Source organism: Streptomyces pseudovenezuelae (assembly GCF_029892565.1).
Taxonomy (GTDB): domain Bacteria; phylum Actinomycetota; class Actinomycetes; order Streptomycetales; family Streptomycetaceae; genus Streptomyces; species Streptomyces pseudovenezuelae_A.
Genome location: NZ_JARXVH010000004.1, coordinates 444,856 through 468,852 on the forward strand (window position 1 = coordinate 444,856; position 23,997 = coordinate 468,852).

Annotated in this window: 20 protein-coding genes and 3 pseudogenes; 5 read left to right on the forward strand and 18 right to left on the reverse strand. The window is 68.0% G+C overall.

Translation table 11 applies throughout. The features are described from left to right. Window positions 1-20: 20 nt before the first annotated feature. Both M2283_RS14825 and M2283_RS14830 read right to left on the reverse strand, forming a co-directional pair. Window positions 21-431: an arsenate reductase ArsC gene (locus tag M2283_RS14825; protein WP_280876656.1), complete on the reverse strand. Its 411-nt coding sequence runs from the start codon at window positions 429-431 to the stop codon at window positions 21-23. Further along, window positions 428-874 (reverse strand): ArsR/SmtB family transcription factor, encoded by a 447-nt coding sequence (locus tag M2283_RS14830; RefSeq protein ID WP_280876657.1) that lies wholly within the window; start codon window positions 872-874, stop codon window positions 428-430. The genes M2283_RS14825 and M2283_RS14830 overlap by 4 nt, the downstream gene beginning before the upstream one ends. A gap of 79 nt (window positions 875-953) precedes the next feature. On the opposite strand from M2283_RS14830, the gene arsM reads away from it, so the two are divergent. Next, complete coding sequence (gene arsM / locus M2283_RS14835) at window positions 954-1,700, forward strand: arsenite methyltransferase (protein WP_280876658.1); 747 nt, start codon at window positions 954-956, stop codon at window positions 1,698-1,700. Between the two features lie 39 nt (window positions 1,701-1,739). Here the strand turns inward: arsM and M2283_RS14840 are convergent, their stop codons facing one another. Further along, complete coding sequence (locus M2283_RS14840) at window positions 1,740-1,877, reverse strand: hypothetical protein (RefSeq protein WP_280876659.1); 138 nt, start codon at window positions 1,875-1,877, stop codon at window positions 1,740-1,742. A gap of 74 nt (window positions 1,878-1,951) precedes the next feature. Between M2283_RS14840 and M2283_RS51930 the strand changes: the two are divergent. After that, window positions 1,952-2,059 (forward strand): annotated as a pseudogene (locus M2283_RS51930) (winged helix-turn-helix transcriptional regulator); the annotation flags it as partial. Between the two features lie 126 nt (window positions 2,060-2,185). After that, window positions 2,186-2,884 carry a DUF899 domain-containing protein gene (locus tag M2283_RS14845; RefSeq protein ID WP_280876660.1) on the forward strand — a complete coding sequence of 233 codons (699 nt, stop codon included), beginning with the start codon at window positions 2,186-2,188 and terminating at the stop codon, window positions 2,882-2,884. A 67-nt stretch (window positions 2,885-2,951) separates the two neighbouring features. Here the strand turns inward: M2283_RS14845 and M2283_RS14850 are convergent, their stop codons facing one another. Continuing rightward, entirely contained in the window at window positions 2,952-5,033 is a 2,082-nt protein-coding gene (locus M2283_RS14850) for a restriction endonuclease (protein WP_280876661.1), read from the reverse strand. A 282-nt stretch (window positions 5,034-5,315) separates the two neighbouring features. Here M2283_RS14850 and M2283_RS14855 point away from each other — a divergent pair. Next, window positions 5,316-6,308: pseudogene (locus M2283_RS14855) on the forward strand (recombinase zinc beta ribbon domain-containing protein); the annotation flags it as partial. 55 nt (window positions 6,309-6,363) lie between these two features. Here the strand turns inward: M2283_RS14855 and M2283_RS14860 are convergent. Beyond that, complete coding sequence (locus M2283_RS14860; protein WP_280876662.1) at window positions 6,364-6,888, reverse strand: hypothetical protein; 525 nt, start codon at window positions 6,886-6,888, stop codon at window positions 6,364-6,366. A gap of 467 nt (window positions 6,889-7,355) precedes the next feature. Then, window positions 7,356-8,009, reverse strand: a pseudogene (locus M2283_RS14865) (replication initiator); the annotation flags it as partial. 300 nt (window positions 8,010-8,309) lie between these two features. Between M2283_RS14865 and M2283_RS14870 the strand changes: the two are divergent. Continuing rightward, entirely contained in the window at window positions 8,310-8,699 is a 390-nt protein-coding gene (locus M2283_RS14870) for a hypothetical protein (RefSeq protein ID WP_280876664.1), read from the forward strand. 365 nt (window positions 8,700-9,064) lie between these two features. Here M2283_RS14870 and M2283_RS14875 read toward each other — a convergent pair whose 3' ends face one another. The 12 genes from M2283_RS14875 to folC form a co-directional block, all read right to left on the reverse strand. Beyond that, window positions 9,065-10,936, reverse strand: a complete 1,872-nt coding sequence (locus tag M2283_RS14875; RefSeq protein WP_280876665.1) for a pentapeptide repeat-containing protein — start codon at window positions 10,934-10,936, stop codon at window positions 9,065-9,067. A gap of 237 nt (window positions 10,937-11,173) precedes the next feature. Beyond that, window positions 11,174-11,359, reverse strand: a complete 186-nt coding sequence (locus M2283_RS14880) for a hypothetical protein (RefSeq protein WP_280876666.1) — start codon at window positions 11,357-11,359, stop codon at window positions 11,174-11,176. Window position 11,360: 1 nt separating this feature from the next. Next, window positions 11,361-13,331 carry a TIGR03960 family B12-binding radical SAM protein gene (locus M2283_RS14885; RefSeq protein ID WP_280876667.1) on the reverse strand — a complete coding sequence of 657 codons (1,971 nt, stop codon included), beginning with the start codon at window positions 13,329-13,331 and terminating at the stop codon, window positions 11,361-11,363. A 117-nt stretch (window positions 13,332-13,448) separates the two neighbouring features. Further along, window positions 13,449-14,969 carry a CYTH and CHAD domain-containing protein gene (locus M2283_RS14890; RefSeq protein WP_280876668.1) on the reverse strand — a complete coding sequence of 507 codons (1,521 nt, stop codon included), beginning with the start codon at window positions 14,967-14,969 and terminating at the stop codon, window positions 13,449-13,451. Window positions 14,970-15,055: 86 nt separating this feature from the next. Then, window positions 15,056-16,252, reverse strand: a complete 1,197-nt coding sequence (rodA, locus tag M2283_RS14895; RefSeq protein WP_280876669.1) for a rod shape-determining protein RodA — start codon at window positions 16,250-16,252, stop codon at window positions 15,056-15,058. Continuing rightward, window positions 16,249-18,495 (reverse strand): penicillin-binding protein 2, encoded by a 2,247-nt coding sequence (gene mrdA / locus M2283_RS14900; RefSeq protein ID WP_280876670.1) that lies wholly within the window; start codon window positions 18,493-18,495, stop codon window positions 16,249-16,251. The genes rodA and mrdA overlap by 4 nt, the downstream gene beginning before the upstream one ends. 77 nt (window positions 18,496-18,572) lie before the next feature. Further along, a complete protein-coding gene (gene mreD / locus M2283_RS14905; protein WP_280876671.1) occupies window positions 18,573-19,253 on the reverse strand; it encodes a rod shape-determining protein MreD in 681 nt (226 codons plus the stop codon). Window positions 19,254-19,269: 16 nt separating this feature from the next. Further along, a complete protein-coding gene (gene mreC / locus M2283_RS14910) occupies window positions 19,270-20,217 on the reverse strand; it encodes a rod shape-determining protein MreC (protein WP_280876672.1) in 948 nt (315 codons plus the stop codon). A gap of 146 nt (window positions 20,218-20,363) precedes the next feature. Next, entirely contained in the window at window positions 20,364-21,383 is a 1,020-nt protein-coding gene (locus tag M2283_RS14915) for a rod shape-determining protein (RefSeq protein ID WP_280876673.1), read from the reverse strand. A gap of 237 nt (window positions 21,384-21,620) precedes the next feature. Next, window positions 21,621-22,034 (reverse strand): nucleoside-diphosphate kinase, encoded by a 414-nt coding sequence (gene ndk / locus M2283_RS14920; RefSeq protein ID WP_280876674.1) that lies wholly within the window; start codon window positions 22,032-22,034, stop codon window positions 21,621-21,623. Between the two features lie 67 nt (window positions 22,035-22,101). After that, complete coding sequence (locus M2283_RS14925; RefSeq protein ID WP_280876675.1) at window positions 22,102-22,458, reverse strand: DUF4233 domain-containing protein; 357 nt, start codon at window positions 22,456-22,458, stop codon at window positions 22,102-22,104. A 6-nt stretch (window positions 22,459-22,464) separates the two neighbouring features. After that, window positions 22,465-23,949, reverse strand: coding sequence for a bifunctional tetrahydrofolate synthase/dihydrofolate synthase (gene folC / locus M2283_RS14930; RefSeq protein WP_280876676.1), 1,485 nt, complete (start codon window positions 23,947-23,949; stop codon window positions 22,465-22,467). Between the last annotated feature and the right edge of the window lie 48 nt (window positions 23,950-23,997).

A 23,997-nucleotide genomic window follows, 5' to 3' on the forward strand; every position in this document is an offset into this window, starting at 1 on the left:
ACCCGCCCCCTGGCCACCCCTCAGCTCCCCAACTCGGCGGCCAGCCCCCGGATCCGCCGCTCGATCCCGTCCCGGACCGGACGCACCGCGGCAACCCCCTGACCGGCCGGGTCGTCGAGCTGCCAGTCGAGGTACCGCTTGCCCGGGAAGACGGGGCAGGTGTCGCCGCACCCCATCGTGATCACGACGTCCGACGCGCGCACGGCATCGCCGGTGAGCACCTTCGGCGTGTTCGCGGAGATGTCGACGCCGACTTCCCTCATCGCCTCCACCACGGCCGGGTTGACGGTGTCGGCAGGCGCCGAGCCAGCCGATCGGACCTCGATCCGGTCACCGGCGAGGCGGGCGAGGAAGGCCGCGGCCATCTGGGAACGGCCCGCGTTGTGGACGCAGACGAACAGCACGGACGGACGGTCGCCGGGAGCGGTCACGCGGACATCTCGGCGGACCGGAGCCGGGGTGCGGTCAGGAAGCCGGCCACCCGGTCCAGAACCCCCGGCAGCACCCGGTAATAGATCCAAGTCCCCCGCCGCTCACAGTCGATGAGCCCCGCCTGCCGCAGCAACTTCAGGTGATGCGAGATCGTCGGCTGGGACAGCTCGAAGGCGAGCGTCAGCTCGCACACGCACACCTCACCGCCCTCACCACCCGCCCCGCGCGAGGCGATCATCGACAGCAACCGCAGCCGCACGGGATCACCCAAGGCCTTGAAGATCTTTGCCAGTTCGGCCGCGCGGTCCTCGTCCAGCGGAGCCGACGCAAGCCCTTCGCAGCAGCCGTCGCCGGCGGCGTCCTCGCCCTCGCCCTCGCCCTCGTCCTCGTCCTCGTCCTCGTCCTCGTCCTGGCCGAGGATCTTCAACTCCTGTTTCGACATACGTCTACATTGGCGTCCTTCAATCCAAGGCGCAGGGTTGCATCGACGAACGTCAATACAAACCGTTCAGGAGTGCCCCATGCCCGATCAGTCCACCGACCTGCGCGAGACCGTCCGCCGGCGCTACGCCGCAGCGGCCACCGCCGTCACCGAAGGCCGTACCGCCTGTTGCGGCCCGCAGCCCGCCGAGGTCGACGCGAACTTCGGCTCGACCCTCTACGACGCCGACGAGCGCGACGCCCTGCCGGCCAAGGCCGTCGCCGCCTCCCTCGGCTGCGGCAACCCCACCGCCGTGGCCGAACTCCGGGAAGGCGAACGCGTCCTCGACCTCGGCTCCGGCGGCGGCATCGACGTACTGCTCTCCGCCCGCCGCGTCGGCCCCACCGGCAAGGCCTACGGCCTCGGCATGACCGACGAGATGCTCCAACTCGCCCTGGCCAACGCCGAGTTGGCGAAGGCGACGAACGTCGAGTTCCTCAAGGGCACGATCGAGTCGATCCCGCTCCCCGCGAACACCGTCGACGTCGTCATCTCCAACTGCGTGATCAACCTGTCCGTCGACAAGCCCGCCGTCTTCGCCGAGACCTTCCGCGTACTGAAGCCGGGCGGCCGCATCGGCATCTCCGACGTGATCGCCGACGACACCCTGACGCCCGCCCAACGCGCCGAACGCGGTGACTACGTCGGCTGCGTCGCCGGCGCCCTGTCCTTCACGGAGTACCGCGAGGGCCTCGAAGCGGCGGGCTTCACGGACGTCGACATCACACCCACCCACCCCGTCGCCGACGGCATGCACTCGGCCGTCGTCCGAGCGACCAGGCCCTAGCCCCAGCAGGGGCGAGCCGACCCTGAGGGCCAACGGCGATCAGCGTGCGATCACGTCGAACTCGTTGCCCTCGGGGTCGGCGAACGTGGCGTAGTGCAGCCGGTTCTTGACCGTCCTGTCCTCGGGAACCTGGCGGAACCCGATACGCGATCCCGGAACGGCCGGATCGGCGACCACACCCGCGCCCGCCTCGTCCGCACCCTCGTCCGTGCCCTCGTCCGCACCCTCGTCGACGGCCCGGACTGCCCGGCATCCCCACGAACGTGCTCTCCACCCGGCTCAAGGAGCTGGTGGAGGCGGGCATCGTCGAGCGCCGCGCGGTGTCGACGCCCCAGCACGGTGTCGTCTACGCCCTCACGCCCGCCGGACAGCCCGCCAGCTCACCCCCGCCCGGAATTCATCGCCCACCGACCGATGAGTTCCGCGGCCCCGCGAGGTCTACCTCTCCACGAGCGAAAGCTGCGCCCGAGCTCTGTGAGGGGACCATGACCACCAAAGCCGCCCTGCCACCCGTCGTCGACACCGCGACCTGGGAACAACGGCTCGAAGCGCTCCGCGCCCGCGAGAAGGCCGCGACGCGGGAGCTCGACGCCATCGCCGCGGAGCGTCGTCGGCTGCCGATGGTCGAGATGCCGGACTACACCCTTGAGGGCGAGGACGGCCCCGTCCGGCTGGCGGACGTCTTCGACGGCAAGAGCCAGCTGATCGTCTACAACCACATGTGGTTCGCCGGCAAGGAGTGGCAGTGCCCCGGCTGCACCGGGCTCACCTCGCAGTACACCCGCCTGGAGTTCCTGGACAACTACGACGCGCGATTCGTCATCGTCACCCAGGGCCCGATCAAGGAAGCACTCGCCTACAAGCAGCGGGTCGGCAACCGGATGACGTGGTACTCCACCGCGAACAGCTCCTTCGGCGCCGACGTCGGCGCACCCCCCGACGGCGGCTTCGCGGTCAACGTGTTCCTCCGCGACGGCGACACCGTCTACCGCACCTGGCACACCACCGGCCGCGGCACCGAGCAACTCACCCACACCTTCGCCCTGATCGACCTCCTCCCGTACGGCCGCCAGGAGGAATGGCAGGACTCCCCCGAGAACTGGCCCCAGTCCCCCACCTACAGCCGCTGGGCGAAGTCCGAGGACATCGCCGCGTTCTACGGCCCTGACTCGGACGCCGGCTGAACCGGTCACGGACGCCGAGCGACCCGCGCACCCTCCGGACAAGTGGCTCGCCCAACCTCCGTGCGCGTCACTCCACTTCGATGCCGTAGTCCTGGACGAGCTGCTCCAGGCCTCCCGGGTAGCCCCGTCCGCCCAGCACGAAGTCCCAGTCACCACCGGGTCTGCGGCGGAAGGAGCCGAGCACCAACGCGGTCTCGCCGGAGCGGCCGTCGGAGACTTCGAGTCGGCCCAGTTCGGTCGACGCGGGGTCCAGCAACCGGATGCAGGCCTCGGTGAACCCGGACAGATCGGCATCCGGGTTCACCTCCGGATCGACGGCCGCGACCAGCACGAACCGATCGGCGTCGGCCGGCAGCGCGTCGAAGGCGACACGGATCGCCGCCTTGTCCGGCGCCGCGGCCGGCACGGCACGCACCGAACCGTCCGGACTCCGCGGGTTGTTGAAGAAGACGAAGTGGTCTTCGCTGAGGACGCGATCGCCACGGCAGACGAGGGCGCAGACGTCCAACGCGACGGTGCCGGACCACGTCATGCCCAGCACGTTGTAGTCGTCGGGCACAGGCACGGGACCGGCCGGAGTCCCGGGACCGGCCGGAGCCGTCCTCTGCGCGGGCACGGGTCGCCCGCTCTCCCCCAGGCGTCCGCGAAGTCCGTGCCGGTGCAGCAGGTCGACGAGTTCGCCACCCGCGATCAGCTCCAGCGGCTTGCCGCGGGCGAAGGTGTGCGAGCCCGGGCCGAAGCCCGAAGTCGTCACCAGTACGCCCTTGTTGGCACCGACGTCCTGGACCGTGCCGTACAGATCGCGCACCGCGGTGGGCGGCACGGTGTTGCGGTACCGCTTCACCTGGACGACGATCTTGCCGCCCCGGATGGGCGTCGGATCCAGCGCGTCGACGTCCACGCCACCGTCGTTCGAGCGCTGTGTCGTCACCGCCTCCATGCCCATGGCGCGGAGCAGGTCGGCGACGAGGGACTCGAAGGCGATCGGGTCCATGCCGTACAGGTCCGGCTCCTCGACACCGCCGCCATGGGTGACGACCTGGTCGCCGGCGTCCTGGGGCCGGCGGCTCGGCCGCACGGAGGCGAGTTGGTCGGGCCGGGGCGTGAGCTGCCCCCGGAGCGCCGTAGTCAGACAACTGCTCGCGTCCACCTGTTCCAACTGCAGGTCGGTGAAGGCCGATCGCTGGGCCATGACGGTGGCCAGGAAGAGATGGGACTGCCGGCCCGTCGCGGGGTCGGGCGCGTCCACGAAACCGTTCAGGGCCACCGAGTCCAGGACGTGATGCTCGTCCGCGGCGAAGACCTGATGCAGGACCAACAGCACGCTCTGCGCCAGCACTTCGCGGTACAGCGCCCGGCGCTGCGTCACGGAACGCGCCGTCTCCTTGTCCTCGTCCTGGGACGGTACATAGCGCACCGACTTCGCATCCGGTACGACGTCGAGCCCGGGCAGCTCCCAGTCCAGCACCAACTGCCGCGCCGACGCGTCGAAGGCCGCGGCCACCTGCCTAGGAAAACCCTCCGGCCAGGCGGTCGAGGAGTAGAGGGCGGCCGAGAAGTACTCGACCACGCAGTCGGGTTCGCCCCGCCGGACACCCGCGGTCACCTCGTCGATGCCCGCGTTGTGCCGTCGTACGTCGGCTCGTTGGGCCTCGACCCGTTGCCCGTGCTCCCGCTGGAAGGCGGCCAACTGCTGCTGCCGCTGCGCCTCGGCGGCCTGCGCCGCGTGCAGGTCGTACTCGAAGCGGGCCCGCGCCTCGGCCTCCGCCTGCGCGCGCCGGTTGGCGGTCCAGCCGCCGTGCGCCTGGTACTGCCGTGGATCCGGCATCTGCACGGGCCAGGCGAGCCGACCCGGGTCGGACGGCGGCACGTCCACCGCCCGCAACAAGGACGCCGCCCTGAAGGCGGCCGCCCGGCATCCCTCGGCCAGCAGCCCCTGCAGGACCGCCACCCGCGCGTCCAGCTCCGCCGTCCGCCGCCTGGCCTCCGCCTGCCGGTACTCCCGATGCCCCTGAGCCGCACGCCGCTGGTAGTCCCGCGCCAGCCGCTGCTCCTCGCGCTGTCGCCGCTGCTCGGCCTCGATCTGCCGCTGGTACTGACGCTGCGCCTCAGCCCACGTGTTGACGAAACCAGCAGAGCGACGACTCATGCGCTCAGGCCTTCCCCCAGGACGTCGGCAACGCCGACCCAACCCCGGCCGCCCCCGCAACCAGTTGTGACATACCGACTTTATCCGGTAACCGACACCCTGAACCTCAACGTGCCACCGGCAAGCGCCGGTTGGCTCCCCGTCACCTTCCCGACGAACACACCCCGAGGCCGCCCACCTCAGTGCACATGCCCACCCGAATCCCCCGCCCCGCCCTTCACGGTCAACGGGAGCAACTTCCTGCCCGTAGGCCCGATTTGAATGGAAGTATCCATCTGCGGCGAGAACGACTCAGGGAAGTTCGGTCTCGTCATCGACCCCGAGGCTCACCGGGCACTGCACTGGGCTCGCCGCATGGCGCTTCGAGGACGCTCCGCCCGGTTCATGGTCCGCTGCCTGAAGCGGTCCGGCCTCATGAGCCAGGGCCTCACCGTGGCAACGCTCCATCGCCGGCTCCGCAACCCCGCGCTCCTCGGCTACCGGGTAGAAGAGGACAAGCAGGGAGGACAACGACGCTCGAAGCCGATCCTCGGCAAGGACGGCAAGCCCATCAAGGTGGCTCCTCCGATCTTCACGGAGGAGGAGTTCGAGACCCTCGGCGCAGCTCTCGACAAGCGCAAGAAGAACCAGCCCCCGCGCCGTGTCGGCGGAGCGACTCAGTTCCTGGGCGTCCTCTTGTGCGCGGACTGCAAGACGAACTTGACCGTACAGATCACGAACAACGGCTTCGGGACCTACCACTACCTGCGGTGCCGCAACTGCAAGAGCGGTGGACTCGGCGCACCGAACCCCAACCAGGTCTACGAACGCCTCGTGGAAGACGTACTCAAGGTTCTCGGGGACTTCCCCGTACAGGTTCGCCAGTACGCCGAAGGCGCCGAGGTACGGCGGGAGATCAAGCGCCTTCAAGGGGCCATCGCGCTGTACATGAAGGAGCTGGAGCCCGGGGGCCGTTACACGAAGACGCGGTTCACCAAAGAGCAGGCAGAAGCGACGCTGGACAAGCTCATTGCGGAGTTGGAGGCCATCGACCCCGAGACGGCGAAGGACCGGTGGGTCAACGTCCACGACGGAAAGACGTTCCGCGAGCACTGGCAGGAGGGCGGGATGGAGGCCATGGCCGCGGACCTGTATCGCGTCGGCATCCGGTGCGAGGTCACACGCACGAAGGTGCCGAAGGTTCGGGCACCGAAGGTCCACCTGCGCCTCCTGATCCCGAAGGACGTGCGCGAGCGGCTCGTGATCCGAGAGGACGACTTCGCGCAGGCCCTCTGACAGCGAGGCTCGGGCGAGAGAGCACAGAAGCCACGGGATTGTGCGGGTGACATCACTAAGTTTGAGCCCGCACAAAAACACTGACTCCACCAAGAATTAGCGACGCAATAGCCAATGCAGTCAACGCCCATCCAGCATTCATGAATCGATGCTTACGGAGCACAATTCGCGCCAAGTGGACCACATTGTACGAGAGGGTAGTTATCTCGAACTTGCGGTCCGCTCGGCTAATCAAGGCAGCGGCCGGCTCCATCTCCAGATGGGCCAGATCCCCAAAATACCAAAGCACCTCCGGACGATAAGAAGTAGGGTCCTCCGGGTTCATACCAAGGAGAGCAAAGGTCCCCTTATAGTTAGACCCGTGGCGCGACCACAGGCACGCTGCCGCGCATGCCACTGCTCCGAGAAGCGCACCAGTGGAGAAAAGAAAGAAGCACCACGTTTCGATTCCTGCCACTTTAGCCATCTCCCGCCCGTCCGAGATATGTCCGGCGGTGATGCTGAAAATCGCGGTCACCAATAGGCCGTTCACGGTGAGAACAAATTGGGCCTTCGATTCAGCAACCTTGTACCAGTCCATCGCACGTTCGTACACGCGCCGAACGTACTCCGCATCAACTGCCTCACCACTTGAAGGAGGCAAGGAATCGCCCGTTCCTGGTCCGCCACCGTCAGCGCTCACCTGGAGAACCTCCGAGCATCTGTTTGGTTGAACCGTCTGGTCGGTACCATTCGCGGCTATGACTTCGGGCTGAGATGCCGAGGACGGGAAAACCCTGCCCGCCTGGCTCCCCTTGCAACCCACAAAGACGGGATGAGAATTGAGGGCGTCAATAAACTCCAGGCTCAATTGAACATGCAGCCTCTTATCGCGTCTGGCGTTTCCGCAGCCTCACTCGAACCATGTTGAGGGATCAAATGGTTCCTCATTACCGTCGTCATCCACAATGACGATCTCGCTCTCGACCATGCTCTTCATTTCAAGAACAGAAGAGTCTCGCGGGGACGCCGCGCTCGAAAGCCGGACATCATGCTCGAATGCATCAGCTATCGCCCCCACCTCCCCTCTACGCCCGCCTCGACGGCGAGACGTCGGGAAAGTTCGAGATCTTCGGCGACCCCAGCTGCAATCAGCGCGGCACCAGAGGTGTGTCCTGAGCCGATATAACGCCAGCTCCTATCCGTCGTCGCGTCGGGGATGTCGGGATGGCCGACGTGTTGGGCGCGCCCGGCCCGGAGCGCCGCGTATGTCGTCGAGTACGTACGAGATTTGGTGAGGATGTGGCCCCGGTAGCCGAGAGTGTGGGTCCAGGCGCGGAGACGGAGGGGTTCGTACTCAGGGAGGCTGCCGAGGTGCCAACAAGCCCTCATGAGAGTGCGGACGTGTTCGCTGACGGGCGCCGACTCGATGTCAGCCCAGTGAGTGACCGTGTGGTCAGTGCCAGCGCCTGTCTCGCTCGCTCCCTTGGTGACGTACTTGGCCACGTACGCGGCAACTGCGTCATCGTCTGGCCCGCTACCGCCGACTCGCAGGGGCCGAGCGTCGAGTTGTGCGCCCCAGCGCAACGCCAACTCACCAACGGCCGGGCTGTAGGGAGTGCGGACCGAAATTCGACCAGCCGAAGCCTGCACGGCGTCGATGAGCAGTTCCGCACTCCCCCAAGCCGGAGGTTCGTCGTCGGGGCCGGCCGGGCCGTCGAGGCGGACGACAGCACGTCAGTGCACGTGTCCGCTGGCCGAAGCGTCCTTCCTGACCGTCAGCGGCAGCAACTTCGTCCCGCTGTCGATCAGTTGTTGCCAAGTATCCATCTGCAGGCACGGCGTTAGGGAAATTCACCGGCGCGCGGAAGCATCGCGGAAGCGTCAACACACGCCGTCAGCATTCGATCCGGAGTGCCTTCACACAGCGCAGCATTCTCCTCACTCGCGTCAGGGGACACAGCCACGGCATGATCCTCGTCAGCATCAATAGATCTGGGGGGACCTATGACTCGCACCGCCATGCTGCTCGCCGTCGCGCTACTCGCCAGTCTCACCGCCTGCGGAAGCAGAGACGACGCCAGACACCACGACGCACACCCGAAGGGCACGCCAACCGCCAGCAAAGAAGACCGCTATCTCAAGGCAGCCCGAGACATGCCGTACGCCGAGGGCAAGCCAACGGATCAGGAGCTTCTCGACTTCCCGCCGAAGTGGTGCAACGGCCTGACTCAAGGGCACAGCGTGGGAGATCTCTTTGATCTGCACGGGGACGACCTGTACCCAGCCGGCCAGCACTGGGGCTTGAAGCAGGCGGACGCCAACGAGCTACTCGTAACGGCCGTGAACGTCTACTGCCCGGACCACTGGAAGCAGGTGACTCAAGACCTCAGATCCAACGGCGGCCTCTGAGCGCTGCCGCAAGCAGCGCACGCCGCGCTAAACCCACTCCACCTCGGAGTGGATGCCCACACGGCTCCCAGGCCCCGGCAGTGGCGTTCTCGGGGCCTCCTGAGGGACGTGCCGCGCCTCCAGGACCCCGAGATGACGGAGCGCGGCGGCTACATCGTCCTCGCTCGCCGCCGCCAGGGCATCAACAATCCGCTCCAGAGGCTCACTCACCTCAGTGGTTATGTCCGCTGGTCGGAGCGTCCTTCTTGGCCGTCAGGGGCAGCAGCTTCTTCCCGCTGTCGCTCAGTTGTGGCCAAGTATCCATCTGCAGGCACGGGGCTAGGGAAATCCACTGGCGGCCTTGCACTCGACAGTGGCGCCGGTTGCTACCGCTTCACTCGATTGCGGACCGCGAGGACGGCCAGACCCAGGAGGACTGGCTCCGTCAGACGGGAGAGCATTTCGATGTAGGTCCCGGCGGAGGTGACATCCTGGTCGGATGAGCGGAAGACCACCGCGTTGATCACCACGCGGAGGCCCTTCTCGAACCGCCCGCTCGATATCCGTTCCTGTAGTGGGCCGATGGGGTTGGCCGGGTTGGGGGTGTCGGTGGTGAGCCGGATGTCCTGACCGGTCACCTTCCCCGTAGAGACCGGCTTCGGATCGTCGACGGCCAGGCCCCACAGCATCATCGCCAGCAACGTTGCAGTCATGGCCAACAACAGCCAAACCAGAGCCCGAGTGGCTCGCAGCCCGTAGCCAGAGAGCGCCCAGTAGGCGGTGAGCAGGCGGCGTTCGGCACGGGAGGTGCTGGAGTCATGGCGCCGCATCTCCATCTCACCGTAATAAAAGTCGGCAGCCCCCGGCTCGTTCTTCCCATCCTCGAAAGACTTACGCAAAGCCCGGTACACCGGAGCTAGCTGCGCCGGCCCGACGTGCCCAGTACCAAACACAGCCGTGTTCCACCCCCGGATCGCCCCCGGTCGACCGGAACGCCAGTGATGTTCTTCGGCGAGGGTGCGGCGCTGCGTGAACCACACAGGGCGCCCGTTCCACCAGTGCGTACGGGGTGGGACCACCTCGAAGGAGCAAGTACCCTCCAGCCGCAGCTGGTCCAGATGAACAGTCCCTGTAAACAGGCAACGCGACAGGTTGACGTCGGCGAGGACCAGGTGGGCAGCATCCACGCCTCGAAGCGAAGCCACCCAAACTGTGGCTTCGGGAGCCCTGGAGAGAACTTGTTCGTCCACCAACGTTCCGTCAGATAGGCGGAAGAGATCGGGCTCCGCAATGATCGTGAGCGGGTGTTCGAAGACAGAGTGGGCGAAGTCGACTGTGGCGTACCGCAGCTGCAACGCAGCCGTTGACGACCAACGCGTCCGCCAACACTCCAGACGTCGCGCGGCGATCGCAATGGTTACGGGGCAGCTGAACACCGCCCCGGACAGAGTCACCTCCCCTGCCCACACCAACGGTCCCAGACCAGCCGATCGCTTGAAAACCGCTGACGTGAACCGGACGTTGCCCTTGAAGACTGCCGACCGGAAGTCGGCGTCGCCCTCGAAGATCGCCAACCCAAATCGAGCGTCGCCCTCGAAGGTCGCCGATCTGAACCAGGCGTTGCACTCGAAGACAGCCGACTTGAAGGCAGCGTCCTTAAAGAACACTTCTGTGAACCGAGCGTCACTCTTGAAGACTGCCGACCTGAACCGGGCATGATCCTTGAAAGTCGCCGTCCGGAAGTCGGTGTAACCCTCAAAGGTCGCCGATTCGAACCGGGCAGCACCCTCGAAGGTCGGCGACACGAACGCAACATCGTGCTTAAAGGTCACCGCTGCGAATCCGGCAACGGCCGCGAACCTCGTCAACTCGAACCAGGTGACGCCCGCAAAGGCCGCCGACCCGAACCAGGCATTGCTCTTGAAGGTCACGGACACGAAGTTGGCCGTGCCCATGAAAGTCGCTGACCGGAAGTCGGCGTTGGTCTCGAAGATCGCCGACCGGAAATCGGCGGTGCCCTCGAAAGTCGCTGACCGGAAGTCGGCATGACCGAGTCGGACAGCTCTAGTGACAGGATCACGTAAGGCGTCTAGCAGCTGCGTGAGCAGGAGCGCGTCCAGCTCAGTGCCTCGGTGATCCACTGCGCTGCCGGGGCCAAGGCCGCTGAAGTAAGCGGCGCGTTCGCGATCGGTGAGATGGCGCAGGCACCGCCCGAGCGGCTCGATCCGGAGACCGCGGCAGCCGACCGGATCATCCATTCCGACGCCCTGTGCGCAGTGCGGCCAGGGCGGCGCGGCGGGCAGGGACGTCATACCAAGAAGAGACGTCCAAGGGGGCCGGCCAGTTGCGCACAGAGGTCGGGGCGAGCCGACCAAGCAGTGCCCTGAACCACCACTCGTCGCAGACGCCTCACCTGAGATCACCTCGCGAGTTGGAGGCAGCCATTTGGGCGGGCGGCTGCCGACGCAGATCGCGCTCCTCAAGGCTTGTCAGCCCTAGACCCACTCCACCTCGGAGTGGACGGTCGAACAGCCCCCAGAGAGCGGCAACGGCGTTCTCGGCGTCTCGCGCACGATCCCCTGCCGCCCACGCTGAGCACTGAGCGCCCCCAGGACGGCAGCAACCTCGTCCTCGCCGCCGTCCCCCAACACCTCCGCGATCCGCCCCAACGCCTCACTCACGTCAGTGCGTGTGTCCGCTGGTCGGACCGTCCTTCTTGACCGTCAGCGGCAGCAACTTCTTCCCGCTGTTACTTACTTGTGGCCAAGTGTCCATCTGCGGACACACCCCACAGTCAAAGCAAGGCGTCCACCGGCAGTCCTCGACCTCCGTCTCGTCGAGGGCGTCCTGCCAGTCCTCCCAGAGCCAGTCCTTGTCCAAGCCCGAGTCCAGGTGGTCCCAGGGGAGGACCTCCTCGTAGGTCTTCTCGCGGGTCGTGTACCAGTCGACGTCGACGCCGAAGGCGGGCAGCGTCTTGTCCGCGCAGCGCATCCAGCGGTCGTAGGAGAAGTGTTCGCGCCAGCCGTCGAAGCGGCCGCCGTCCTCGTAGACCGCGCGGATGACCGCGCCGATGCGGCGGTCGCCGCGCGACAGGAGGCCTTCCACGATGCCCGGCTTGCCGTCGTGGTAGCGGAAGCCGATCGAGCGGCCGTATTTCTTGTCGCCGCGGATCTTGTCGCGGAGCTTCCCCAGGCGGGCGTCCGTCTCCTGCGCCGAGAGCTGCGGGGCCCACTGGAAGGGGGTGTGGGGCTTGGGGACGAAGCCGCCGATCGAGACCGTGCAGCGGATGTCGTTCTGGCCGGAGACCTTGCGGCCCTCGGCGATCACGTTCATCGCCATGTCGGCGATCTGGAGGACGTCCTCGTCGGTCTCCGTCGGCAGGCCGCACATGAAGTACAGCTTCACCTGGCGCCAGCCGTTGCCGTACGCCGTGGAGACGGTCCGGATGAGGTCCTCCTCCGTGACCATCTTGTTGATGACCTTGCGCATGCGCTCCGAGCCGCCCTCCGGGGCGAAGGTGAGCCCGGACCTCCGCCCGTTGCGCGTCAGCTCGTTCGCCAGGTCCACGTTGAAGGCGTCGACGCGGGTGGACGGGAGGGACAGGCCGATCTTGTCCTCCGTGTACCGGTCCGCCAGGCCCTTCGCGATGTCGCCGATCTCCGAGTGGTCGGCCGACGACAGCGACAGCAGGCCCACCTCCTCGAAGCCCGTCGCCTTGAGGCCCTTCTCCACCATCTCGCCGATGCCCGTGATCGAGCGCTCGCGGACCGGGCGGGTGATCATGCCGGCCTGGCAGAAGCGGCAGCCGCGGGTGCAGCCGCGGAAGATCTCGACGGACATGCGCTCGTGGACGGTCTCCGCCAGGGGGACCAACGGCTGCTTGGGGTACGGCCACTCGTCCAGGTCCATGACCGTGTGCTTGGAGACGCGCCACGGGACGCCCGACCGGTTGGGGACCACGCGGGCGATACGGCCGTCGGCGAGGTACTCGACGTCGTAGAACGCGGGGATGTAGACCGAACCCGTCTTCGCGAGGCGGAGGAGGACTTCCTCGCGGCCGCCGGGGCGGCCCTCCGCCTTCCACTCGCGGATGATCCTCGTCATGTCGAGGACCGCCTGCTCGCCGTCGCCGATGATCGCCGCGTCGATGAACTCCGCGATCGGCTCGGGGTTGAAGGCCGCGTGGCCGCCGGCCAGGACGATCGGGTCGTCGAGGGTACGGTTCTTGGACTCCAGGGGGATCCCGGCCAGGTCCAGGGCCGTGAGCATGTTCGTGTAGCCCAGTTCCGTGGAGAAGCTGAGCCCGAACACGTCGAAGGCGCCCACCGGGCGGTGGCTGTCCACCGTGAACTGCGGGACGCCGTGCTCCCGCATCAGAGCCTCCAGGTCCGGCCACACGCTGTACGTGCGCTCGGCGAGGGTGCCCTGCTGCTCGTTCAGGACCTCGTAGAGGATCATGACGCCCTGGTTGGGCAGCCCGACCTCGTACGCGTCCGGGTACATGAGCGCCCAGCGGACATCGCAGGACTCCCACGGCTTGACCGTGGAGTTGAGCTCACCGCCGACGTACTGGATCGGCTTCTGCACATGCGGGAGCAGGGCTTCGAGCTGCGGAAACACGGACTCTGCGGCCGCAGCGACTTCGGCAGGCATCTCGCGCACCTTCGTGGGCTGGACTGAAAGGACTGGGGTGACCATCCAGCCTAACGCGACCTCGGGACCTCCCCGACCGCCAAGAGCGCCCAGGAGCGCCCAGGGCCTCTTCACCGATCAGAACGCCGCGGACGCCTTGATCCCCGCCCACGCCTCCGGCAGCCGCGCCTCGACGCTCGCCGCGACCTGCTCCTCGCGCCCGTGCAGCAGCCCGTACGTGAAGGTGTTCTCCCCCGCGGCGTGCGCCACGGCGGCCAGCTCGCGCAGGGTCTGGCGGGTCATCACGCTGTCCTGGTGGTCGCCGAGCAGGCTCTGCACCGACTTCATCGACTTGACCAGGGCGGACGCGGGAGATCCGAGGGCGGGCGCGGCGGCCTCGGCCGAATACCGGGCGCGCTTGGCTTTCTTGCGCGCCTCGTGGATCGCCACGTCGCGCTCGGCGCCGGGTTCCAGGTCGAGGGCCTGCTCCACCAGGACCGACAGCTTCCCGAAGTCCTTGCGCACGGCCTTGGCGATCACCTTCTCCGGTTTCCCGGCGGCGTCCGCCAGCAGCGGCGGGTCCGCGACCAGGGCGTCCAGCGCGTCGAGCAGGGCCAGGTAGCGCTTGGAGTCCAGTACGCCGGTCAGGCGGCGGCGCGATCCGCCGCGGCGGGCGTTGGCCCAGGTGCGCAGGCGGGTGCGGAGGGGGCCGTAGACGAGGGTGCGGGGCAGGGCGCCGACGGCGGCGGAGAGGCGCTCGGTCATCACCTCGCGGTCCCGGTCGACGCCGAGTTCGCCGGCCAGCCACTTCAGTTCCTCGCCGATCGGGTCGGTGACGGTGCGGTCGAGGACCTTCCCGTACGAGCGGAAGGCGCTGCGTGTCCGGCGGGTGGCGACGCGCATGCGGTGCACGGAGTCGGGTGCGTCCTGTCGTACGGCCGGGTCGAGGTCGAGGATCGCGTCCCGCTGCTCGCGGACGTACGCGAGGACGTGGTCGCCGGCGGTCACGGGCTCCGCGGGCGAGGGCTGCGACGGCTGCTGCTTCTTGCCGCGCTTCTTCTTCGGTCCGGTCTCGGCCAGCGCCCGGGCCAGCTTGGAGGAGGACTTGGAGGGTCGTACGCCCGCCTTGCGCAGCCGCTTGTCGACCTTGTCGAGGAAGGCCGGGTCGCCGCCGTCGGCGAGCTCGACCTCCAGCTCGGTCCACTGCGCGGTGCCGGCGCCGGGCGCGAGCCCCTCGGCGTGTACGGCGTCCACGCTGACCTCGGCGAGGAGGCGGCCGTCGGCGTCGACGAGGTGGCGCAGGTCGCGGTCGGAGCGCAGCCGGACGACCGGGATCAGCTCGGCGTCCCGGACGCGGGCGCGGACCAGTCCTTCGAGGCTGCGCGGGAGGGTGTCGGCGAGCGGGGCGTGGATCTCGTCGCGGATGTCGGGGGCGACCGGGAACTTGAGGTGCCAGCCGGCGTCCGAGCCGCCGGTGCGGCGGCGGAGGGTGATTCCGGCGGCGGCCAGGCGCTGGTCGGCGGTGTCGTAGTAGGTGGCGTCCAGGTGGGCGACGCCCTTGTCGAGGACGGCCGCGACACCGGCGACGCCGGTCAGGTCGGGCAACCCGCTGTCGTCGGATTCGTACTTCCGCTCGATCTCACGCTTTGTGTCCGCCATGACCTGAATGTAATGGGATTCCCTGCCGAGCGTCAGGGCCCATCATGGGTGAATCCCGGGGAAACTCAGGGTCAACGGGCGATTGCCTACGCCGACATCGGTCGCTGCACCCTGATCGACTGCAACAGCCCCACCGCCACCCACACCGCGAACATCGAGGTGCCGCCGTACGAGACGAAGGGCAGTGGCAGGCCGGTGACCGGCATGATGCCGAGGGTCATGCCGATGTTCTCGAAGGCCTGGAAGGCGAACCAGGCCACGATCCCGGCGGCCACGATCGTGCCGTACAGCTCGGTCGTCTCCCGGGCGATGCGGCAGGCCCGCCACAGCACGACGCCGAGCAGGACGATGATCAGGCCCGCGCCGACGAAGCCGAGCTCCTCCCCCGCGACCGTGAAGACGAAGTCGGTCTGCTGCTCGGGCACGAACTGGCCGGTGGTCTGCGAGCCGTGGAACAGCCCGGAGCCGGTCAGCCCGCCCGAGCCGATCGCGATGCGCGCCTGGTTGGTGTTGTAGCCGACGCCCGCCGGGTCGAGGTCGGGGTTGGCGAAGGCGGCGAAGCGGTTGATCTGGTAGTCGTCCAGGATGTGCAGCTGCCAGACCGTGATCGCGCCCAGCGCACCCGTGGAGATCAGCCCGAACACCCAGCGGTTGGAGGCGCCGGAGGCGAGCAGCACGCCGAGGATGATGATCACCATGACCATGACCGAGCCGAGGTCGGGCATGAGCAGCACGACCAGGATCGGTACGGCGGCCAGGCCCAGGGCCTGCAGGACCGTACGGGGGTCGGGGTACTTCTTGTCGCCGGCGTCGACCCGCGCGGACAGCAGCATCGCCATGCCGAGGATGATCGTGATCTTCACGAACTCCGAGGGCTGGAGCGAGAAGCCGCCGCCGAGCACGATCCAGGAGTGCGCGCCGTTGACCGTGGAACCAAGCGGGGTGAGCACCAGCAGGATCAGGAAGACCGAGGCGCCGTAGAGGATCGGGACGGCGGTGCGCAGGGTGCGGTGGCCGAGCCAGACGGTGCCGATCATCAGGCAGAAGCCGATGCCGGTGTTCATGAGGTGCCGGATGAGGAAGTAGTACTGGTCGCCCTGGTTGATCTCGGTGCGGTTGCGGGTCGCCGAGAAGACGAGGATCGCGCCCATCATCGACAGGGCGAGCGCGGCCAGCAGTATCGGCCAGTCGAGCCGGCGGGCCAGCGAGTCGCGGGCCAGGAGCCGGGTCCAGCCGGCGCGCTCGGGGCCGTAGCCGGAGACGGAGAAGCTGTTGCCGGTCATGTGAGCATCCTCCGGCTGCCTCGCTTACGGGGTCGCCTTCGCGTGTTCTGGTTCGTCGTCGGCGTGTTGGTGGTCGCGCCGGGCTGTGTCTCGTCCGGCGCGGCCGTGCCCCCGTCGGTCGCCTTGAGCTCCTTGACCGGGTCCTTGGCGATCTTCGGGGAGTCGATCGTGCCGTCCGTCCTGACCTTCGGCAGCCCCTTCTGCGGGGTCGACAGCATCGCCTTCTTCTTGTCGATCGTGCCGTCGGCCTGGACGCCGTAGAGGGCGTTGTAGATCCCGCGCACGGCCTCACCGGAGGCGCCCGAACCGGTACCGGCCTGGGCGATGGTCATGATGACCGTGTAGTCCTTGGAGTACGTGGCGAGCCAGGACGTGGTCTGCTTGCCGTAGACCTCGGCGGTACCGGTCTTGGCGTGCAGCGGGATCTTGTCCTGCGGCCAGCCGCCGAACTTCCACGCGGCGGTACCGCGGGTGACCACGCCGGCAAGGGCGCTGTCCATGCCCTTGATGGTGGCCTGGTTGACCGGCAGCTTGCCCACGGACTTCGGCTTGATCTCCTGGACGGTCTTGCCGTCGGGGCTGACGATCGCCTTGCCGATGGTGGGCTGGTACATGGTGCCGCCGTTGGCGAGGGCGCCGTAGATCGCGGCCTCCTGGATCGGCGTGACGAGGGTGTCGCCCTGGCCGATGGAGTAGTTGATCGAGTCGCCCTCGCGCATCTTGTTGCCTTCGAGGCAGTTCTCGTACGCGATCTTCTCGACGTAACTGCCGTCCTTCTTACCGGACTTGCACCAGCCGACCTTGTTGGCCTTCCAGTAGTCGAGCTTCCACTGGCGGTCCGGGACGCGGCCGGTGACCTCGTTCGGGAGGTCGATGCCGGTCTCCTTGCCGAGGCCGAACTGGTGGGCCGCCTTGTAGAAGTAGTCCTTGGGCTCACCCTTCTTCGGGTTGATGCCGCCGTCCTTCTTCCACTCGCGGTCCGCGAGGCCGTAGAAGACGGTGTCGCAGGACACCTCCAGGGCGCGGCCCAGCGAGATGGGGCCGAAGCTCTCGCCCTCGAAGTTCTTGAAGACCTGGCCGCCGACCGAGTACGAACTGGTGCAGGGGTAGCCGCCGTCCCACTCGTAGCCGGCCTCGACCGCGGCGGCCGTGGAGACCACCTTGAAGGTCGAACCGGGCGCGGACTGACCCTGTATGGCGCGGTTCAGCAGCGGGTAGTCGGAGTTCTTGCCGGTGAGCTTCTTGTAGTCCTTGGCGGAGATGCCGCCGACCCAGACGTTCGGGTCGTAGGTCGGCGCGGACGCCATGGCGACGACCCGGCCGGTCTTGGCCTCCATGACGACCACGGCACCGGAGTCGGCCTTGTAGTTCTCGCCGGTGATCTTGTCGAACTGGCCGCGGGCGATCTTCATCGCGTTGTCCAGCTCGTACTCGGCGACCCGCTGGACGCGGGCGTCGATGCTGGTGACGAGGTTGGCGCCGGGCTCGGCGGCGTCCGCCTCGGCCTTGCCGATGACGCGCCCGAGGTTGTCGACCTCGTAGCGGGTGACGCCGGCCTTGCCGCGCAGTTCCTTGTCGTACTGGCGCTCCAGGCCCGAGCGGCCGACCTGGTCGGAGCGCAGGTAGGGCGAGTCGGTGTCCTGGGCCTTGGTGATCTCGTCGTCGGTGACCGGCGAGAGATAGCCGAGGACCTGGGCGGTGTTGGACTTGCCGGGGCTCGCGTAGCGGCGCACGGCCTCCGGCTCGGCGGTGATGCCGGGGAAGTCCTCGGCGCGCTCGCGGATCTGCAGGGCCTGCTTGGCGGTGGCCTCGTCGGTGATCGGGATCGGCTGGTAGGGCGAGCCGTTCCAGCACGGCTTGGGCGTCTGCGCGTCGCACAGCCGCACCTTCTGGATGACCTCTTCGGGCTTCATCCCGAGGACGCCGGCCAGCTTGGTGAGGACGGCCCTGCCGTCGTCCTTCATCTTCAGCAGGTCGGTGCGGGAGGCGGAGACCACCAGCCGGGTCTCGTTGTCGGCGAGCGGCACACCGCGCGCGTCCAGGATCGAGCCGCGTACGGCCGGCTCGACGACCTGCTGGACGTGGTTGCCCGACGCCTCCTTGGCGTACTCGTTGCCCTCGCGGATCTGCAGGTACCACAGGCGTCCGCCGAGGGTGCCGAGCAGGGAGAGGACGAGGATCTGGATGACGACGAGCCTGATCTGGACGCGTGGGGTCCGACCGGTCTCGGGGATATTGGTCACTGCGGCTGCCTCCCCCTCTCAGTGTGTGTCTGTGTCATATCCGACGTACCTGTGAAAGGCCGCCAACTCCCGCGCCCTCACAGCCGCTTGACCCCCTTGATGCGGCCCACGCGGGTGGTGCGGGCACGCGCCTTGGTCTTCAGGCCGCCGAGGCCGCCGCGCTGGCCGCCGATCTTCAGGCCGGTGCCGGCCGACAGCCAGCCGGAGGAGATGTCGGTGGCCTTGTTCGCCGCGGAGTTGGTCTCGGCGAGCGGGTCGTTCTCCGCCTTCCGGGCCAGCGCCATGATGCCGGGCACGACGAACGGGGCCAGCAGCAGGTCGTACAGGGCGGCCGAGAACAGCAGGCTGGGCAGGCCGACATGGCGGGCGGCGGTGTCGCCGACCAGAGCGCCCACGCCCGCGTACAGCAGGGTCGAGCCGACCGCGGCGGCGACCACGACGACCATGGGGCCGGTCGCCGACTTGAGCCGGCCGTTCTCCGGTCTGGCGAGCCCGGCGAGATAGCCGACGACGCACAGCACCAGGGCGTAGCGGCCGGCCGCGTGGTCGGCGGGTGGCGCGAGGTCGGCGAGCAGGCCGGCGCCGAAGCCGACGAGGGCGCCGCCGACATGGCCGTAGACCATGGCGAGGCCGAGGACGGTCAGGAGCAGCAGGTCGGGGACGGCACCCGGGAGGTGGAGGCGGGCGAGGACGCTCACCTGGAGCACCAGGGCGACGACGACCAGGGCCGAGGAGAGCAGGATCCGGTTGACGCGCATGGGGGTGACTCAGCTCCTACTGCTGCTCTTGCTGTTGACCGTCGACGGGTGCGCCTGCGGACGGGGTGACCGTGACGGTGACCGTCGGGGTGGGGGTCGGCTTGGGCTTCTTCGGGAGCACCGCGTCACGCGGGTCCTGCTTGGGGGCCTCCACGACGACGCCGATGACGTCGAGTTTGGTGAAGGCGACGTACGGCGTGACGTAGATGGTGCGGGTCAGGCCGCCCGCGGAGGGTTCGACGCGGGAGACGATGCCGACCGGGACGCCCGGCACGAAGGGCTTGTCGGCCTGGGAGCCGAAGGTGACCAGCCGGTCGCCCTTCTTCACCTCGGCCTTGCCGTTGAGGAGTTCGACGCGCAGCGGGCGGTCGCCCTGTCCGGAGGCGAAGCCGAGTTCGTCGCTGTCCTCCATGCGGGTGCCGACGGTGAAGTCGGGGTCGTTGGCGAGCAGCACGGTGGAGGTGTTGGGGCCGACGGTCGTCACGCGGCCGACCAGACCGTCGCCGTTGAGGACGGTCATGTCGCGCTTGATGCCGTCGTTGGCACCGATGTCGATGGAGACGGTCCAGGAGAAGCCCTGGGCCGCTCCTATGCCGATGACCTGGGCGCCCTTGATGCCGTACTGGCCCTCGCCGGCGACCTTCAGCATCTTGTCGAGCTGTTTGAGGCGGCTGGCGTTGCGGTCGTCGCTGCCGAGCTTCGCCTTGAGGGCCGCGTTCTCCTGCTCCAGACGGGCGAGCCGGTCGTGCCGGTCGCCGGAGTCACGGATCGCGGAGACCGCGTTGCCGACCGGGTCGACGGCTGACGACACACCGTTCTCGATCGGGCCGAAGACCGTGGCCGCGGCCTGGCGGGCACCGTCGACCGGCGAATCCTCTCCACCGCGGATGTCCACCGTGATCAGCGCGAACGCGACGGCGATCAGCAGCACCAGGAGCAGCCGGCTCTCTCGTGTGTCCCTCACGTGCGGCGGCCGTGCCTTCCTCGTAGGAATGTGCAGGGGGTGTGTGTGCCATGCAGGTGGTTGTTTATGCGCGAGCTTATGCCTCTATATCAACGATCCGCCGCACGAGAGGAGATCGTCTCGTACGGCGGAATCGAAGAGTTACGTCATCTGCGCGGGGAGGCGTCGAGAACCTGCTGAAGTGCCTCGAACTCCTCGACGCACTTGCCGGAACCGAGCGCCACGCTGTCCAGCGGGTCCTCGGCGATGTGGATCGGCATGCCGGTCTCCCGGCGCAGCCGCTCGTCCAGGCCGCGCAGCAGGGCTCCGCCGCCGGTCAGGACGATCCCGCGGTCCATGATGTCGCCGGACAGCTCCGGCGGGCACTTGTCGAGGGTCGTCTTCACCGCGTCGACGATCGCGTTGACGGGCTCTTCGATCGCCTTGCGGACTTCGGCCGCCGAGATGACAACGGTCTTGGGCAGGCCGGAGACCAGGTCCCGGCCGCGGATTTCGGTGTGCTGGTCGTCGTCGAGGTCGTACGCGGAACCAATCGTGATCTTGATCTGCTCAGCCGTCCGCTCACCCAGAAGGAGCGAGTACTCCTTCTTGATGTGCTGGATGATCGCGTTGTCCAACTCGTCGCCCGCGACGCGGATGGACTGGGCGGTGACGATGCCACCGAGCGAGATGACCGCGACCTCCGTGGTGCCGCCGCCGATGTCCACCACCATGTTGCCCGTGGCCTCGTGGACCGGCAGGCCGGAACCGATGGCCGCGGCCATGGGCTCCTCGATGATGTGCACCTGGCGGGCGCCGGCCTGGGACGACGCCTCGATGACGGCACGGCGCTCGACGCCCGTGATGCCCGAGGGCACACAGACGACGACACGGGGACGGGCGAGATAGCGCCGCTTGTGGATCTTCAGGATGAAGTAGCGGAGCATGCGCTCGGTGATCTCGAAGTCGGCGATGACACCGTCCTTCAGCGGACGCACGGCAACGATGTTGCCCGGTGTCCGCCCGATCATCTTCTTGGCTTCGGAGCCGACCGCAAGAATTCCACCGGTGTTGGTGTTGATCGCGACCACGGACGGCTCGTTGAGTACGATCCCGCGACCCCTGACGTACACCAGCGTGTTGGCGGTCCCGAGGTCGACAGCCATGTCACGGCCGATGAACGACATTGAGTTCCCCATCAGGATTCGTCTGGCCTTCCTGGGAGCTTTTGAGGGCTTTTCAGGTCGGCGAAGTGGGTGCAGTGACGTGAAGGCTTCCATCGTAGACGCGCCTTCGCGAACACTGCGTTAGGGTCTTCGCCATTGTCAGCAGATGATGCGCGGCTCCGCTTGTGGAGACGGGCGTTCGGGGGCACGCGTTCCCCCGATCGCCAGCGCCCATGCCGACCTGATCCAAAAGAATCCCTATCCACGGCCCGGGAAGAAGATCTTCACCTCGCGCTCGGCGGACTCCTCCGAGTCGGAGGCGTGGATCAGGTTCTCCCGCACGATCACGCCGAAGTCGCCGCGGATGGAACCGGGGGCGGCGGCGATCGGGTCGGTCGGTCCTGCCAGGGCGCGCACACCCTCGATGACCCGGTCACCCTCGACGATCAGCGCGACGACCGGACCGGAGGCCATGAACTCCACCAGCGGCTCGTAGAACGGCTTGCCCTTGTGCTCGCCGTAGTGCTGCTCCAGCGTCTCCTGGTCCAGGGTGCGCAGCTCCAGCGCGGTGATCTGCCAGCCGGCCTTGCGCTCGATGCGGCCGATGATCTCGCCGGTCAGGCCACGGCGGACCGCGTCGGGCTTGAGCAGGACGAGGGTGCGCTGAGTCACGGCGGGCTCCTATGGATCAAGAATCGTGCGGGGTGTTCGAAGATTACAGGGCGTGTCGGGGCCGTTGTCACACAGCGTCAGGTGTAGAGGAGCCCGCCTGCGCGGCGAATCTCGCCTTCGCCTCGTCGATCTTCCTGCCGTAGTGCACCGACGCCCACCACAGGGCCGCGAAGATCGCCCCGAGGACGAACATCGACGGCACGATGAAGCCGGACGCGATCAGGGCGATCTGCAGCGCCCAGCCCATGGCAATCCCGCCGGGGCGGGTCACCACGGCGCACAGCAGGACGGACAGGAGCATCGCGATGCCGCTGACCGTCCACACGGCCGACATGGACAGGTCGGGGTCCTTCATGGCCACCAGACCGGCGAAGCCGATCACGAAGAACTCGCCGATCAGGGTGGAGGAACAGAGCGTACGCACGGGTTGTCAGCCCCTCCCCAGGAGCAGTCGGGCCTCGCCCACGGTGATGACGGAGCCGGTCACGAGCACGCCGCCGCCCGCGAACTCGCCGTCCTCCTCGGCCAGCGTGATCGCCGCCTCCAGCGCGTCCGGCAGCCTCGGCTCGACCTGGACGCGGTCCTCGCCGAACACCTCGACGGCGATGCCCGCCAGCTCGTCGGTGTCCATCGCGCGATGGCTGGAGTTCTGCGTGACGACGACCTCGGCGAAGATCGGCTCGAAGGCTTCCAGCAGCCCCCGCACGTTCTTGTCGCCACTCGCCCCGACCACGCCGATCAGCCGGCTGAAGTCGAAGGCCTCGCCGACCGCCTCGGCGGTGGCGCGCGCGCCGGCCGGGTTGTGGGCCGCGTCCAGTACGACGGTGGGCGAGCGGCGTACGACCTCCATGCGGCCCGGCGAGGACACCGCCGCGAAGGCCTTGCGGACCGTTTCGAGGTCGAGCGGCTCGGGGCGCTGGGAGCCGACGCCGAAGAACGCCTCCACGGCGGCGAGGGCGACCGCCGCGTTGTGCGCCTGGTAGGCGCCGTGCAGCGGGAGGTACACCTCGCCGTACTCACCGCCCAGACCGCGCAGGGTGACCAACTGGCCGCCGACGGCGACCTGGCGGGCGACGACGCCGAACTCCAGGCCCTCGCGGGCCACGGTGGCGTCGACGTCGACCGCCTTCTTCAGCAGCACCTGGGCCGCGTCCACCGGCTGCTGGGCCAGGATGACCGTCGCGTCCTGCTTGATGACACCGGACTTCTCCTGCGCGATCGCGCCGGGCGTCTCGCCGAGCCGGTCGGTGTGGTCCAGGTCGATGGGGGTGACGACGGCGACGTCACCGTCGATCACGTTCGTCGCGTCCCACGTGCCGCCCATGCCGACCTCGACGACGGCCACGTCGACCGGCGCGTCCGCGAAGGCGGCGTACGCCATGCCCGTGAGCACCTCGAAGAAGGACAGGCGGAACTCCTGCTGCGCGTCGACCATCTCGACGTACGGCTTGATGTCCTCATACGTCTCGATGAAGCGCTCGGCGGAGATCGGGGCGCCGTCCAGGCTGATCCGCTCGGTGACGGACTGGACGTGCGGGGACGTGTAACGGCCGGTGCGCAGCTCGAAGGCGCCGAGGAGGGCTTCGATCATGCGGGCCGTGGACGTCTTGCCGTTCGTACCGGTGATGTGGATCGAGGGGTACGAGCGCTGGGGGTCGCCCAGGAGATCCATGAGCGCGGCGATGCGGGTGACCGACGGCTCCAGCTTGGTCTCGCCCCACCGGGTCGCGAGGTCCGCCTCGACCGCGCGCAGGGCCTTGTCGACCTCGGGGTCCTCGGGACGCGCCGGCACGTCTGCCTCCGGCGGTGCGCCCTGGGTACGCAGGGTGCGGCTGCCGGCCTCGATGACCGCGAGGTCGGGGTCGCGGTCGGTTTCGTTGGCGATGATCTCGTCGAAGGGGTCGGTGTCGCTCACGGGGCCAGTCTACGGAGGCGGACCGACAGTGCGCCCAGGGAGTGGGGT

Excerpts from the sequence above, each read along its gene's own strand:
- M2283_RS14830 (WP_280876657.1), bottom strand. The coding sequence starts at position 874 with ATGTCGAAACAGGAGTTGAAGATCCTCGGCCAGGACGAGGACGAGGAC.
- arsM (WP_280876658.1), top strand. The coding sequence starts at position 954 with ATGCCCGATCAGTCCACCGACCTGCGCGAGACCGTCCGCCGGCGCTAC.
- M2283_RS14845 (WP_280876660.1), top strand. The coding sequence starts at position 2,186 with ATGACCACCAAAGCCGCCCTGCCACCCGTCGTCGACACCGCGACCTGG.
- M2283_RS14850 (WP_280876661.1), bottom strand. The coding sequence starts at position 5,033 with ATGAGTCGTCGCTCTGCTGGTTTCGTCAACACGTGGGCTGAGGCGCAG.
- M2283_RS14860 (WP_280876662.1), bottom strand. The coding sequence starts at position 6,888 with ATGGACTGGTACAAGGTTGCTGAATCGAAGGCCCAATTTGTTCTCACC.
- M2283_RS14870 (WP_280876664.1), top strand. The coding sequence starts at position 8,310 with ATGCTGCTCGCCGTCGCGCTACTCGCCAGTCTCACCGCCTGCGGAAGC.
- M2283_RS14875 (WP_280876665.1), bottom strand. The coding sequence starts at position 10,936 with ATGGATGATCCGGTCGGCTGCCGCGGTCTCCGGATCGAGCCGCTCGGG.
- M2283_RS14885 (WP_280876667.1), bottom strand. The coding sequence starts at position 13,331 with ATGCCTGCCGAAGTCGCTGCGGCCGCAGAGTCCGTGTTTCCGCAGCTC.
- M2283_RS14890 (WP_280876668.1), bottom strand. The coding sequence starts at position 14,969 with ATGGCGGACACAAAGCGTGAGATCGAGCGGAAGTACGAATCCGACGAC.
- rodA (WP_280876669.1), bottom strand. The coding sequence starts at position 16,252 with ATGACCGGCAACAGCTTCTCCGTCTCCGGCTACGGCCCCGAGCGCGCC.
- mreD (WP_280876671.1), bottom strand. The coding sequence starts at position 19,253 with ATGCGCGTCAACCGGATCCTGCTCTCCTCGGCCCTGGTCGTCGTCGCC.
- M2283_RS14915 (WP_280876673.1), bottom strand. The coding sequence starts at position 21,383 with ATGTCGTTCATCGGCCGTGACATGGCTGTCGACCTCGGGACCGCCAAC.